We start from the raw sequence: 14265 nt of genomic DNA, 5'->3' as shown, positions 1-14265 counted from the left end.
ACGGGCAGTCCAATCGAAGGGAGCATCAGACCATGTCCCGCCCGACCTCCCTCACGCTCCGGACCCTGCAGCTGCTCGTCGGCCTGTTCCTCTACGGTGCCTCGACCGCCCTGCAGGTCCGCGCGGTCGTCGGCGTCTCGTCGTGGACCGTTCTGACCGAGGGGCTGGAGCACGTGGTGCCGTGGTCGTTCGGCATCATCACCGTCGTGTCGAGTGGCGTCATCCTGCTGTTCTGGATCCCGCTCCGACAGAAGCCCGGGGTCGGGACGCTGCTCAACGCCCTGCTGATCGGCCCCGCCGCCGACCTGGTCCTGTGGCTCGTGCCGTCGCCCGACGGCCTGGTCGCGCGGATCGGGCTGTTCGTCGCCGGCCTGGTCCTGCTGGCCGTGGCGACCGCGTTCTACATCGGCGCCGGCTTCGGCACGGGAGCGCGCGACGGGCTGATGGTCGGCCTGCACCAGCGGCTCGGCTGGCCGATCTGGCTCGCCCGCACCCTGATCGAGGTCGCCGTGGTGATCGTCGGCTGGTTCCTGGGCGGGGACGTCGGTGCCGGCACGGTGGTCGCCGCGTTCGCCATCGGCCCGATGGTCCAGCCGATGATGCCGGTCTTCCGCCGCTTCCCGTGGAGTCCCGAGCGGTCGGGTCACGTCCCACCCGGCCAGGAGGCCCACCCCACCCCCGCCCCGGAGCCCACACCCGCCACGTGACGGGGCGCCCGCCCCCACGCCAGCGTCGAGGGAGGGAGGAGGGGTGGTGGGGGTCCAGACTCGCGATGTATCGTGACTTCCACAACGCGATACATCGCGAGTTCGAGGAGGCAACATGGCACAGGAGAAGTGGCTCGTCGAGGAGCCCAAGGTCATCGACACCGGCATCGTCCGGTCCGTGCGCGTCGGACTCGTGGGCGGGCAGGTCGACGTCGTCGCGCACGACGAGCCGACCGCACGCGTCGAGGTGCACAGCGTGTCGGGCAAACCGCTCAAGATCGAGCTCGACGGCGACACGCTCACCGTCGACCACCCGCAGATCCGCTGGGACGACCCGATCGGGTTCCTGCGGTCCTTCCGTGGGTCGGCCCGCGCGGACGTCAGCATCCTGGTGCCCCGCGACGCCGGTGTCACCCTCGGGGTCGTCTCCGCGGGTGCACTGCTCTCGGGCACGAACCGCGGCGCGACGCTGAACACCGTCTCCGGTGACCTGGTCGTCGACGGCGTGGCCGGTGACGTCACCGTGAACGCGGTGAACGGCTCCACCACGATCCACGACCTCGACGGCGCCCTCACGGTGCACACGGTGTCGGGCGACGTCGTCGCGACCGGCGAGATCCCGCGCTTCTCGGCGGACGGCGTCTCGGCGGACGTCGTGCTCGACCTGCGCGGCACCCCCGACGCCGCCAAGGTGAACACGGTGTCCGGCTCGGTGAGCGTCCGGCTCGAGGACGGCGTGCCCTTCCGCTGCACCGTCAGCACGGCGACCGGCAAGCTGCAGTTCGACGACGCCGAGATCAACGGCGTGCGCGGCTCGTACGTCAAGCAGGGCGGCGAGCTCTCCGGGCAGTGGCTCGACCTCAAGGTGAACTCGGTCTCCGGCGACATCGCGGTGCTGCACGCGCCGCCGGCCGCCCCCACGACACACACGACGGCGCCCCCGACGACGGCGTACACGGCCCCGGAGTCGACGACGGACACGACCGGCACGCACGGCACGCACGGCACCACCGACGAGACCGAGGCACCCGCATGAGCCCCGTCTTCGCCCACGGCCAGCTGCGCCTGTACCTCCTCGTCCTGCTCGCCGACCACCCGATGCACGGGTACGAGGTCATCCAGGCCCTCGGCGAGCGCTTCGGCGGCACGTACGTCCCGAGCGCCGGCACGGTCTACCCGCGCCTGGCCAAGCTCGAGGACGAGGGCCTGGTCTCGAAGACCGTCGACGGCCGCAAGACCGTCTACGCGATCACCGAGGCCGGCCGCGCCGAGCTCACCGCCCGCGCCGACGAGATCGCCGACGTCGAGTCCGGTGTGAACGACTCCGTGCGGTCGTTGGCCGACGGCGTCCGCGCCTCGGTCGGTGACGCGATGCGCTCGCTCCGCGCCGACCTCGCCGCGTCCGCACAGGGCACCAGCACGGAGGAACCGACGTCCGTCCCCTCGGAGAGCGCCCGGGTCCTCCGCGAGCTCGAGATGGCCCTGTCGTCGTTCCGGCAGCAGGTCCGCGCCGACCTGCGTCGTCGCGCCACCCGCGGCACGCTCGGTGCCGACACCGTGACGCGCCTGCGCGACGGCCTGGAGGCCCTGCGCCGGTCGCTCTGACGGCTCGCGCCGGCGGGACGGGAGTGACCACGGCCTCCCGTCCGCCGGCACGGCCGGCCCGCCACATCAGCGCGTGGACCGGACCGTCGCTTCCCTGTCCGTCCGCACAGTGTTGACTCGCGCGCGGATGTGAGTAGGTTTGCCGCTCGTGACGAACGAGATCCGGTCGCTGAAGTCGCGGCTGATCGGGGATCCGCTCCCCTCCGAGAAGCTCGAGGGACAGCTCCTCCCGAAGCACCTCGCGCTCCCCATCTTCGCGAGCGACCCCCTCTCCTCGGTGGCGTACGCCCCGCAGGAGCTGCTGATGATCCTGCTGCTCGGCGGGATGGCGTTCCTCACCTTCGCGCCGTGGGTCGCTGCGCTCGTCGTGCTGCTGCTCGTCGTCGTGGTCGCGTCCTACCGCCAGCTCATCAAGGCGTACCCGTCCGGCGGCGGTGACTACGAGGTCGCGCACCGGAACCTCGGCGAGAAGGCCGGGCTCGTCGTGGCCAGCGCCCTGCTCGTCGACTACGTCATGACCGTGGCGGTGTCGGTGGCATCGGGCGTGGACAACATCATCTCCGCGCTGCCGATGCTCAACCCCTTCCGCGTCGAGCTCGCGCTGGTCTTCGTCGTGCTGCTCGCGGCGGCGAACCTGCGGGGCGTCCGGGAGTCGAGCAAGGCCTTCGCCGTCCCGACCTACCTGTTCGTGGCCAGTGTCTTCGTGATGGTCGTCACCGGCCTGGTCCGGGTCGCCGCGGGGCACCCTCCCGTCGCGGAGTCGGCCGGGTACACGGTGCAGAACGTCGAGCACACCACGCAGGCGGCGTTCATCCTGCTGCTCCTCCGCGCGTTCGCGTCCGGTTGCTCGGCGCTGACGGGTGTCGAGGCGATCGCGAACGGCGTGCAGGCCTTCCGCCGACCCAAGGTGCGGAACGCCCAGGCGACCCTGGTGGCGATGGGCGGCATCGCGATCGTCCTGTTCATCGGGCTCATCACGCTCGCGCTCGTGTCCCGGGTGCACTACGCCGAACGGGCCTGCGACCTGGTGGGCTTCGCGAACTGCGCCACCACGCCACAGCGCTCCCTGATCGCGCAGATCGCGGCGGCCACGTTCGGGGACAACTCCGTGCTGTTCTTCGTGATCCAGGCAACGACGGCCGCGGTGCTGCTCCTGGCGGCGAACACCGCGTTCAACGGGTTCCCGCTGCTCGGCTCGATCCTGGCGCGGGACTCCTACGCCCCGAAGGCCCTGTCGACGCGCGGCGACCGGCTCATCTACTCGAACGGCGTCATCGTGCTGGCGCTCGTCGCGGCCGCGCTGCTCGTGGTCTACCGGGCGAACGTCACGAGCCTCATCCAGCTCTACATCATCGGCGTCTTCGTGTCGTTCACGCTCGGCCAGACGGGCATGGTCGTGCACTGGACCAGGCTGCTCCGCGCCGACCGGGACGGCACCGCGTCCGAGCCCGTGCACCGCGGCCAGGTCGTGCGGTCTCGGACGATCAACGCGATCGGGGCGACGTTCACCCTGGTCGTCCTGGTCATCGTCACGATCACGAAGTTCACGCACGGCGCCTGGCTGGTGTTCCTCATCATGCCGGTGCTGTACGTGCTGATGCTCGGCGTGAACCGCTACTACCGTGACGTCAAGCACGAGGTCGAGGCCGACGTCGAGACCCAGTTCGGCGCGACCGGCGACCACGCGATCGTCCTGGTGAACAAGCTGCAGAAGCCGGTGCTCAAGGCCCTGGACTACGCCATCGCGGCGAAGCACGCCGGACTCGAGGCCGTGCACGTGGCCATCGACGACGCCGACGCCGCACACCTCCGCCAGCAGTGGGCCGAGCACGGCATCGAGGTCCCGCTGACGATCGTCCCGAGCCCGTACCGCGACATCTCGATGCCGCTCATCTCCTACATCAAGGCGCACCGGGCAGCGCACGGGTCCGAGGTCGTCACGGTCTACACGCCGATCTTCATCGTCGGGCACTGGTGGGAGGGTCTGCTGCACAACCACCGCGGCCGTCGGATCCGGCGGAAGCTGCTGCTCGTGCACGGGGTGACCGTCGCCCTCGTGCCGTGGCTCCTCGACTCCTCCGAGCTGCTCTACGGCCGTCGCTCGCGCCCGTTCCCCGGGCAGGACCGCCGCGGTGAGCCCGTGCGACCCTCGCTCCGCCGGTCGCCGAACGGTGTCTTCCGCAGTGAAGAGGAGGACCGCATCCTCCGATCGGCCCAGCGGAACAGCCTGCAGTCGCGCCGTGCGACCCGACCGGCCGGCCCCGCCGAGGGTGTCGACCCGGCCCTCTGCACCGGTGAGATCCGTGCCCTGGTGGCGGCGTCCGCCGCGCGCAGGCCGACGTCCTCGGAGTGAGCCGAGCCTCCCGGAATACGATGTGACCCCATGACCAACGCTCCCGAACTGCGCACCTGGGCGACGTTCGACGGCCACGGCGGCAAGGTGTCGAAGCGCGTCGAGGTCCTCGACCACGCCGACGACCGGTACGAGGGCCTCGTCGCCGTCCGCGGCGAGCACCCGCTCGGTGCGCTCGACGAGCGCGTGGTCGACGACGACGCCGAACTGGCGCGCGGCGTCGCGAGCATCGGCTGGGTCGACCCGGCCACCCTCCGCGACTGGTACCGGCCCGACCGGGTCGTCGTGCCCCTCGTCGAGGCCCGCCGCTCCGGCCTGGAGCCCGGTGTCTACGCCGACACCCGCGGACGCGGTCGCGTCCGGATCGACAGCCAGGAGGCCCACCTCGGCTCCGACGGTCGGCCCGCCTTCCGTGCACTGGCCGCGTCCGGCGTCGTGGACGCACCACTGCCGAAGGACCAGGTGGTCCGGCTGGTCACGGTCACCGCCGACGCCTCGACGTCGACCGGGGCCGCCGGCGTCGAGATCGTCACGACGCCGATCAGCCCGCTGCTGGCGCCCGGCACCTACCCGGCGTTCGCGGACGACGTGCCCGGCCTGCCGCCGCGCGCATCCTCCGGTCGGGTGGAAGTCCGTGCGACGGTGCTCCTCGACGGCTCCCTGCACCCGGTCGAACGCCTCGACGAGCCGGGCAACACGCTCTGGGTCACGCGGGACGGGCGGTCGGTGCCGCTCGCGGCGAACGAGGTCGGCCCGGACCTGGTGCGGTACACGAGCGTGCCGGTGGACGAGTCGGGCGCCGCGTAGCGCCTTCCGGCCCGCGGACCGTCGGGTGTCAGTGGGTGCGGCGTAGCGTCCGTGCCATGACCGACGCATCCTCCTCCCCGTCCCCTTCCGAGTCCTCCACCGACGGCGAGACCCTCGGCGGGGCCCGTCCCGACCCGTCCACCACCGCGAGCAAGGACCCGGAGCAGTGGGTCACCGGCGACGAGCCCATGACCGGCCCGCAGCGCAGCTACCTCGACACCCTGGCTCGTGAGGCCGGCGAGGAGCTCTCCGCCGACCTGACCAAGGCCGAGGCGTCCGAGCACATCGACCGCCTGCAGCACCAGACCGGCCGCGGCACCCCCGACGGCGAGGCCTCGGACTCCGGCACGATCGGCGCCACGTCCTGACCCGACGCTGACCCCGTCGCCCCGTGCGACGTCGGCCACCCCGTGCGAGCCGCTGTGCTCGCTCGGGGTGGCCGTTCCCGTTCCGCCTGGGCATGCCCTGGACATGTCGGGCGAGAACCCCCGACAGCTCGGATGCGTGACACGTCACCTCGTACGGTCGTGGCCATGCGAACGACATCGACATCCATCGGCCTGATCGTCCTCCGCGTCGTCCTCGGGGTGGTCTTCATCGCCCACGGAGCCCAGAAGGTCGGGCAGGGCATCCCCGCCGTGGCCTCGGGCTTCTCCGGCATGGGCGTCCCGTTCGCCGAGGTCGCAGCGCCGCTGGTCGCCGGGCTCGAGCTCGTCGGCGGCGCGCTCCTGGTGCTCGGGGTCGCGACGCGGGTCGTCGCGGCGCTGCTCGCGGTCGACATGGTGGTCGCGGGGGTGCTGGCGCACGGTGACGGCGGGTTCTTCGCACAGCAGGGCGGCTTCGAGTTCGTGCTCGTGCTGGCCGCCGGTGCGCTCGCGGTCGCGTTGACCGGGCCCGGGCGGTTCTCCCTCGACGCGGTCGTGCTGCGTGCGCGTCGTCGCCGCCGTGGCGTCGAGGAGCCCCTGGCCGCGTAGGGCCGCGCGCGCGGGGCGGCTCGGTGCGAGGTCATGCACCTCGTGCGGGGCTGTCGGCGCGCACCGGGTGTGCGACCTCGCACGGGCCGGAGGACCTCGCACGGTGCGGGGTCAGGACGCGTCGAGCGCTGCCATCACCTGGCGGGCGATCCGCCGACCGGCCCGGTTCGCCCCGATCGTCGACGCCTGCGGGCCGTACCCGGCGAGGAAGAGCCGGGGTTCGTCCTCCGACCGCCCGTCGGCCACGACCACGCCGCCCTTCGCCGTCCGCAGGTGCAGGGGTGCCAGGTGCCGCAGGTCGGCGCGGAAGCCCGTGGCCCAGATGACCGCGTCGGCGTGCACGTGCTCGCCGTCAGCGGTCACCACGCCGTGCTCGTCGAACCGCACGAACACCGGCTCGTCCCGGAGCACCCCACGGTCCAGGCCAGCCCGGATGCGCCGCGACACCGGGACCCCGGTGCCGCTGACGATGCTCGGCAGGACCTCGCCAGCACGCGCTGCCCGGTCCTGTTCCTCGACCGCCGCCACCGCGGACTCGACGCCGAGCGCGGATCCGTCGGACCAGACGACCGGGCGCCGGGTGAACCACCGCGTGGACCGGGCGACCCCGTCGAGCTCCAGCAGGAAGCCGATCGCGCTGGTGCCGCCCCCGACGACCACGACGTCCTGCCCGGCGAACTCGGCCGCCGACCGGTACTCGGTGGTGTCGACCTGCCGCCCGCCGAACACGTCGCGCCCCGGGTACCAGGGGACGAAGGGTGTGCCCCAGGTGCCCGACGCGTTGACCACGACGTCGGCCAGGATCCGCGCGACCCGTCCGTCCGCACCCCGTGTCGACACGCACAGTCCGGATCCCGCGCGCTCGACGCTCGTCACCTGGACCGGACGCCGCACCCGCAGGTCGTGGTGCTGCTCGAAGCGGCGGTAGTACTCGCCGACGACGTCACGCGCGGGTCGGGCACGGTCGGCGTCGTCGAACCGCAGGCCCATCTCGTGCATGCCGGGCAGGTCGTGCACGCGGTGTGCCGCGCCGAGCCGGAGGGCCTCCCAGCGGAACTGCCACGCGCCGCCGGTGCTCGGTGCCCGGTCGAGGACGACCAGGTCCGTCCCGGCCGTCAGCCCGAGTCGCTGCAGGTGCCAGCCGACCGACAGACCGGCCTGTCCCGCACCGATCACCACCACCCGGGCGTGCTGGTCGTCGAGGGTCGGTGTCTGGTCTGTCATCACTTCCGATTCTGCTGGATGCGCAACGCCCGTGGGGCAGGTCCAGATAGGGCTACATGGTAGAGTGATCGGCAGATTTCCAACCACGAACCGTTCGGATTCACCGGGTGACACTCCGCTCCCGACAGACCGGACACGAGCCGACACACGAGGGGGTCACGCATGGGGCGCGGCCGTCAGAAGGCAAAGCACACCAAGGTCGCTCGGGAGCTGAAGTACTTCAGCCCTGAGACGAACTACGGTGCACTCGAACGCGAGCTGTCCACTGGGCAGAACGACGGCGAGGACTACGAGGACCGCTGGGCGGACCAGTACGGTCCAGAGCCGTTGGACGACGACGACGAGCTCGAGACCCAGCAGGACCAGAACAAGTCCGCCTGAGTCCGACTCGACGACGACGACGCCGCGCAGCCCCTGGGCAGCGCGGCGTTTCCGTGTGCGCGGACGACCGCGCCGCGCTCGGACCAGCCGATCCCGACTCAGGACGACATCGTCGGTGTCGTACGACCTCGACGATGTCGTTCCGAGTCGGCAACGGCCATGGAGCGCAGCGCTGCGCAGCGCGCCGGGGCGTCAGCCCGCGTACGCCCCGGTCAGCCGCACGGCCCCGCCGTCGACGCCCTTGGCGCCCTGCTCGAAGCCGTCGAGCGCCCTCGAGGACGTCGACACCGCCCCGACCGACCACGACGCCATCCCGGCAGCGCCGAGCGACGCGATGACCTCGTCCGCCCGGGACGCCGCCACGACGGCGAACATGCCGATGCCGAGGTTCCAGGTGCCCTCGGTGTCCTCGATCGGGGTGCCGGCCATCTCGGCGAGCACCCGGAAGACGGGCAGGGGCTCCCACGTGGCGCGGTCGACCTCGACCCAGGAGCCGACGGGCAGCACGCGCGCCAGGTTCGCCGCGATGCCGCCACCCGTCACGTGCGAGAGCGAGTGCACGGCGCCGGGGAAGGCGTCGAGCAGCGACAGGAGCGGCGTCGTGTAGAGGCGCGTCGGCTCGAGCAGGGCTTCTCCCACCAGGCCACCGAACTCGGGAAGCGAGTCCGTGTACCCGACGCCGCGCTGCCCCAGGATGTGGCGCACGAGCGAGAACCCGTTCGAGTGCAGGCCGGAGGACGCGATCGCCACGACGACGTCGCCGTCCTCGACCAGGTGTGCGCCGAGCTGCGACGAGGCCTCGACCGCGCCCACTGCAGCACCGGCGACGTCGTAGTCGTCGGGTCCGAGGAGCCCGGGGTGCTCGGCCGTCTCGCCGCCGACCAGGGCCGTACCGGTGTCGGCGCAGCCACGGGCGATCCCGGCGACGATGTCCGCGATCCGTGCGGGGACGACCCGGCCGCAGGCGATGTAGTCCGTCATGAACATCGGCTTCGCGCCGACCACGACGATGTCGTCGACGACCATGCCGACGAGGTCCTGGCCGATGGTGTCGTGCTTGTCGATCGCCTGCGCGATCGCGACCTTCGTGCCGACGCCGTCCGTGGACGTGGCGAGCAGCGGTCGTGAGAAGTCCTTCAGGAACGACACGTCGTAGAGCCCGGCGAATCCGCCGACACCGCCGAGCACGGACGCGTTGTGCGTCGCCGAGACGGCGGACTTCATGAGCTCGACGGCCAGGTCACCGGCAGCGGTGTCGACGCCGGCCTCGGCGTAGGGGTTGGGCATACGTCGTCCTCCGCGGGGCATGGCAGACTTGTTCGGTACCACCCGATCCTACGGTCTGGAGCACTCCGCGCATGTGCGGCATCGTCGGCCTCGTCAATCAGGGGCCAGCAAACCAATCCATCTACGACGCACTGCTCCTCCTGCAACACCGGGGACAGGACTCGACGGGCATCGCCACGGTCGAGGGGCACATCCACCACATGCACAAGACCCGTGGTCACGTGCGCGAGGCCTTCCGCACCCGTGACATGCGGGCCCTGCTCGGCACGATGGGCCTCGGCCACGTGCGGTACGCCACCAAGGGCACCGCGAGCAACGAGGAAGAAGCCCAGCCGTTCTACGTGAACGCGCCGTACGGCATCGTCCTCGTGCACAACGGCAACCTGACGAACACGCGGGAACTGACGCGCGAGCTGTTCGACATCGACCGTCGGCACCTCAACACCAGCTCGGACACCGAGCTGCTCGTCAACGTCCTGGCGCACGAGCTGCAGGGCCAGGTGCGCGGCCGCGAGCTCGACGCCGGGCAGGTGTTCGACGCCGTCGAGCGCGTGCACGAGCGCGTCGAGGGCTCCTACGCCGCCATCGCCACGATCGCGGGCCACGGGCTGCTCTCCTTCCGCGACCCGTTCGGCATCCGCCCGCTCATCCTCGGCCACCGCTTCAGCGACGCCGGCGGCTCCGAGTGGGTCGTGGCGTCCGAGTCGCTCGTGCTCGAGTCGGGCGGGTACGACATCGTCCGCGACGTCGCCCCGGGCGAGGCCGTCTTCATCGAGATGGACGGCACGATGCACGCCCGCCAGTGCGCCAAGAACCCGCGCCTGGTGCCGTGCTCGTTCGAGTACGTCTACCTGGCCCGTCCGGACTCCGTCATGAACGGCATCTCCGTGTACGACGCCCGCCTGCGGCTCGGCAACCGCCTGGCGGACACGATCGAGCAGTACGCCCCCACCGGCGACATCGACGTCGTCATGCCGATCCCGGACTCCTCACGCCCCGCAGCGATGCAGGTCGCGCAGAAGCTCGGCATCGAGTACCGCGAGGGCTTCTACAAGAACCGCTACGTCGGCCGGACGTTCATCATGCCCGGGCAGGCGGAGCGCAAGCGCTCGGTGCGCCAGAAGCTCAACGCGATGTCGTCGGAGTTCAAGGGGAAGAACATCCTCATCGTCGACGACTCGATCGTGCGTGGCACGACGAGCAAGGAGATCGTGGAGATGGCCAGGGCCGCCGGTGCGAACGAGGTCACCTTCACCTCCGCCGCTCCCCCGGTCCGGTTCCCGCACGTCTACGGCATCAACATGCCGACGCGGCAGGAGCTCATCGCGCACGACCGCAAGATCCCGGAGATCAACCGGGTGCTCGGCAGCGACCACCTGATCTACCAGGAGATCGGCGACATGCGGGACGCCATCATCGAGGGCTCCGACGTCACCGACCTCGAGATGAGCTGCTTCACCGGCGAGTACGTCACCGGCACGGTCAGCCCCGAGTACCTGTCCTGGGTCGAGGCCAACCAGCTCAGCTGAGCGCGGTCCTGGTCGCGACCAGGACGACGGACGGGAGGCACGGTGCCAGCTGGCACCGTGCCTCCCGTCCGTGCAGGGCCGGCCACGACGTGACCGAGAGCGGTCAGCGCGCCTGGTCGCCGCGGTCGTCGATCTCGCCCTCGACCGTCTCGGGGGGCAGGTCGACGGCGATGCGCTCCGCCGTGAGGCGGGCGGCGCGGCGGGCGAGCACGAGGTCCAGGACCACGGCGACGACGGCGCCGACCGCCATGCCGATGGTGACGCCCCAGAGGCCGAAGTAGCCGACCAGACCGCTGAAGCCGACGGTCTCGGTCTTGTCGCCGCGGTCGATGTCCATCGTCGCCGCGATCACGATGATCGTGACGAGGAAGCCGAGCAGGGCACCGCCGACGATGAAGACACCGAACTTGGGCGCGCGCCGGATGGTGACCTCGTCCGAGGTCGAAGCGGTGTCGGGTGCGGGCGCGGCAGCGTCGTCAGGGTGGTCGGTGGTGCTCACCGTCCCATTGTCCCCCACCTTGGGACGTGTCGGGGCCTCACGACGGAGGCGGATCCGGGGGATGATGGTTCCGTACCGCTTGGTATCCGGAACGTGGGGGTGACGCAGGATGACCGGACCGATGCTGCCGGAACACCGGCGCAGCGCCGTGCCCGCGCGGATCGCCTGGCCCGTCATGCAGCGCCGTGAAGAGGACCGGGCCGTCGCCGTCGTCGCCGAGCACGGCACGAGCGTCGCCCTGGTGGGGGCGCCCGGACTCGGGAAGAGCACCTCCGCGGCCCGCGTGACCGACCGCGTCGCCCGCTGGGACAGCGCCGACCGGACACTCGTCGTGCCGATCACCGCCGTGGCCGGCGGCGCCACGATGCCGTTCAGCGCCGTCTCCGAACAGCTCGGCGACCTGCCCGCGGAGCTGCTCGCCGACCAGGCCGGTGCCGAGCAGCGACTCCGTGAGGCCGCGGACGTCGTCGACCGCGACCTGCTGCTCCGGGTCGACGACGCCGACCACCTCGACGCGATCTCCGCCAGGTACGTCGCCTGGCTCGTCCGGAACCAGGGCGCGCGGCTCGTGCTGACGTGCCGGGACTTCACCGCCCTCGCCGAGCCGCTGCGCTCGCTGTGGCAGGACGACCTGCTCGAGCGGATCGACCTCGGACCGCTCGACCTCAACGACACCGCGACGCTCATCGGCAACGCCCTCGGGGCACCGCTCGAGTCGGCGTCCGTGGAGCGCGTGCACCGGGCGACCGAGGGCAACCCGCTCTACCTGCGCGAGGTCGTGCGGGCCGCGCTGGCCTCCGGTGACCTCGACCACACGGCGTCCGGCTGGTACTGGCGCGGACGCATCACCGCGTCGAACAGCCTCGCCGACATGTACCGGACGGAACTCGGCGCGCTGCCGGAGGACCTGCGCGACGTCGTCGACATCGTGGCACTCGCCGACCCGATCCCGCTGTCCCGACTGCTCGGGCTCGTCGGCGGTGGGGACGTCGACCGGGTCGTCGCGCTCGGCCTCGTGCGGATCGACTCGCTCGCCGACGGCGCCCCGATCGTGCGACCGTCGCACCCACTGGTCGGCGAGGTCGTCCGGTCACTCGTGCCCGTGGCCCGGCGGACGACGCTGTTCGCCCGCGCCAACGCCTTCCGCACCGACCACCCCGCCGGCGCCGTCCCGGCCGCGCGGCTCCGAGCCGCGCTCTGGGCGATCGAGTGCGGGGTGTTGCCGCCGGTGCCGCAGCTGCTCGACGCCGCGCAGGTGGCCGGTCGACTGCAGGAGCACGAGAGCGCCGTCGCCCTGAGCTCGGCCGCGCTCCGAGCGGACCTCAGCGCCGCCCAGCGGGTCGCCGCGCACTGCCTGCGCTCCCTGGCCCGCGGGTACAGCGCCGGGCGGGAAGCCGGCCGCGCCGACGCCGAGGCCGCGTGGGAGATCGCCAGGACCCGCCACGACGAGGTCCCCGACGCCGCGGTCATCGAGGCCTGCGAGACCCTGGCGAACATCCGGCAGTTCCACGACGACGACCTGCAGGCCGCCGTCGCCCTCACCGACACCGCCACCGCGTTCGTCGGGCCGGAGGGCGTCGAGCGCCTCCGCCTGCTCCGCCTGGCACACCTCGGCTGGGGCGGCGACTTCACCGGTGTCCGCGCCGAGGTCGAGCGCTCGGGCATCGTCGACGCCCCCACCGTGCCGATGTCGTTCCTCTGCGTCGCACCGTGCGCCGTGATGGCCCTGGCGACGGGCGGACGACTCGAGGACGCCATGACCCTCGGGCGGGCGGCCCTCGCGACCGCGACCGTGCACGTCGAGGAAGCCCCGTGGAGCGTCGGCGAGCTCCTGTCCGTCATGCACCAGGTCCAGGTCTGGCGGGGCGACTACGCCGACCTCATCACGCAGATCTCGGTCAAGCGGTCCAGCCCGTTCCTGAAGTACGACTTCACCCTCGAACTCATCGGCGTCGGCAACCTGGCGATCGGGCAGCGACGGTGGGACGACGCCGTCACCGCGTTCTCGGCGGCGTGCGAGCGCTACGCGGTGGCCGACCACGGCGGGTTCGGCGCGTACCCCTGGGCACGGCTGGCGATGGCGCTGGCGTCCGCCGGTCATGCCGAGGAGGCCGGCGTCGCACTCGAGCGCGCGCGGAGCGTCCCCCCGCGGGCCATGCGGATCACCGGCGAGCAGATCGCGATCTCGATCGCCTGGGCCGAGACCGCGCTCGGCAATCCCGCCGGCGTGCAGCACGCGCAGCAGGTCATCGAGCGGGCCACTGCCGGGGGTGCCTGGACGAGCGTGATGTTCGGCGAGGTCCTGCTGTACGCGAACGACCTCATGAACGGGCGGGACCCGGCCGCGTCGATCGGACGGCTGCGCGCTGCTGTCGACCGTGTCGACGGGCCGATGGCGGCGGCCGTGCGGGAGTACGCCGACGCGGTGCTCGCCGGGGACGGCACGAGGACCATCGCCGCACAGGGGGCACTCGCCGCGCGCGGCCTGTACGTCACCGCGCAGCGCTCGCGCCCACCGCTGAGCCGTCGCGAGTACGAGGTCGCGGAGCTCGCCGCCGAGGGTCTCTCGAACCGGTCCATCGCAGAGCAGCTCGGCCTGTCCGTCCGGACGATCGACGCGCACATGTCGCGGATCTTCGCGAAGTGGGACCTGCACGCACGGTCGGAGCTCGCCGACCTGGTCTGAGGCCCGCTCCAGCCCCACCGGCGGCTGGTGGTCCGCGGGCGGGGACGGGAGCGCTCCATCGACAACCGGGCGCGACAGAATCCGCAATCGGGTTGCGGAATGCAGCACGCCACGCCGGATGGTTGACACGGAGCGACGGTTGTCGCGTACCGTGGGCGATGTCGCCGGGTTCGGACCCGTTCGGGTCGGGTCCGAATCCCGGCGACTTCTACG

Annotated in this window: 13 protein-coding genes; 10 read left to right on the top strand and 3 right to left on the bottom strand. The window is 71.8% G+C overall.

The features are described from left to right. Positions 1 to 32 precede the first annotated feature (32 nt). From yczE to OVA28_RS07170, 7 genes are all read left to right on the top strand, one after another. A complete protein-coding gene (gene yczE / locus OVA28_RS07200) occupies positions 33 to 707 on the top strand; it encodes a membrane protein YczE (RefSeq protein WP_268096372.1) in 675 nt (224 codons plus the stop codon). Positions 708 to 822: 115 nt separating this feature from the next. After that, entirely contained in the window at positions 823 to 1743 is a 921-nt protein-coding gene (locus tag OVA28_RS07195; RefSeq protein WP_268096371.1) for a DUF4097 family beta strand repeat-containing protein, read from the top strand. Beyond that, a complete protein-coding gene (locus OVA28_RS07190; protein WP_268096370.1) occupies positions 1740 to 2312 on the top strand; it encodes a PadR family transcriptional regulator in 573 nt (190 codons plus the stop codon). The genes OVA28_RS07195 and OVA28_RS07190 overlap by 4 nt, the downstream gene beginning before the upstream one ends. 139 nt (positions 2313 to 2451) lie before the next feature. Next, positions 2452 to 4665 (top strand): APC family permease, encoded by a 2214-nt coding sequence (locus tag OVA28_RS07185; RefSeq protein ID WP_268096368.1) that lies wholly within the window; start codon positions 2452 to 2454, stop codon positions 4663 to 4665. A 30-nt stretch (positions 4666 to 4695) separates the two neighbouring features. After that, a complete protein-coding gene (locus OVA28_RS07180; RefSeq protein WP_268096367.1) occupies positions 4696 to 5472 on the top strand; it encodes a hypothetical protein in 777 nt (258 codons plus the stop codon). Positions 5473 to 5528: 56 nt separating this feature from the next. Continuing rightward, the gene (locus OVA28_RS07175) at positions 5529 to 5840 is read left to right on the top strand and encodes a DUF3072 domain-containing protein (RefSeq protein ID WP_194660100.1); all 312 of its coding nucleotides are present in this window, start codon (positions 5529 to 5531) and stop codon (positions 5838 to 5840) included. A gap of 165 nt (positions 5841 to 6005) precedes the next feature. Continuing rightward, on the top strand, positions 6006 to 6446 hold the full coding sequence (locus OVA28_RS07170) for a DoxX family protein (protein WP_268096366.1): 441 nt from the start codon (positions 6006 to 6008) through the stop codon (positions 6444 to 6446). A gap of 111 nt (positions 6447 to 6557) precedes the next feature. On the opposite strand, the gene OVA28_RS07165 is transcribed toward OVA28_RS07170, so the two are convergent. Beyond that, entirely contained in the window at positions 6558 to 7670 is a 1113-nt protein-coding gene (locus tag OVA28_RS07165; RefSeq protein ID WP_268096365.1) for an NAD(P)-binding domain-containing protein, read from the bottom strand. 162 nt (positions 7671 to 7832) lie between these two features. Here OVA28_RS07165 and OVA28_RS07160 point away from each other — a divergent pair, with 162 nt between their 5' ends. Further along, entirely contained in the window at positions 7833 to 8051 is a 219-nt protein-coding gene (locus tag OVA28_RS07160; protein WP_194660097.1) for a DUF3073 domain-containing protein, read from the top strand. A gap of 192 nt (positions 8052 to 8243) precedes the next feature. Here the strand turns inward: OVA28_RS07160 and purM are convergent, their stop codons facing one another. Next, positions 8244 to 9338: a phosphoribosylformylglycinamidine cyclo-ligase gene (gene purM, locus OVA28_RS07155; protein WP_268096364.1), complete on the bottom strand. Its 1095-nt coding sequence runs from the start codon at positions 9336 to 9338 to the stop codon at positions 8244 to 8246. Between the two features lie 71 nt (positions 9339 to 9409). On the opposite strand from purM, the gene purF reads away from it, so the two are divergent. Beyond that, positions 9410 to 10867: an amidophosphoribosyltransferase gene (gene purF / locus OVA28_RS07150; protein WP_268096363.1), complete on the top strand. Its 1458-nt coding sequence runs from the start codon at positions 9410 to 9412 to the stop codon at positions 10865 to 10867. Between the two features lie 103 nt (positions 10868 to 10970). Here purF and OVA28_RS07145 read toward each other — a convergent pair whose 3' ends face one another. Then, entirely contained in the window at positions 10971 to 11366 is a 396-nt protein-coding gene (locus tag OVA28_RS07145) for a hypothetical protein (protein ID WP_268096362.1), read from the bottom strand. A 121-nt stretch (positions 11367 to 11487) separates the two neighbouring features. Between OVA28_RS07145 and OVA28_RS07140 the strand changes: the two genes are divergently transcribed. Further along, entirely contained in the window at positions 11488 to 14052 is a 2565-nt protein-coding gene (locus tag OVA28_RS07140; RefSeq protein WP_268096361.1) for a helix-turn-helix transcriptional regulator, read from the top strand. Positions 14053 to 14265: the final 213 nt, after the last annotated feature.

It is taken from the genome of Curtobacterium sp. SL109, from assembly GCF_026672405.1.
In the GTDB taxonomy this organism is placed as follows: Bacteria; Actinomycetota; Actinomycetes; order Actinomycetales; family Microbacteriaceae; genus Curtobacterium.
This window is presented reverse-complemented; position numbering and strand designations above follow the sequence as displayed.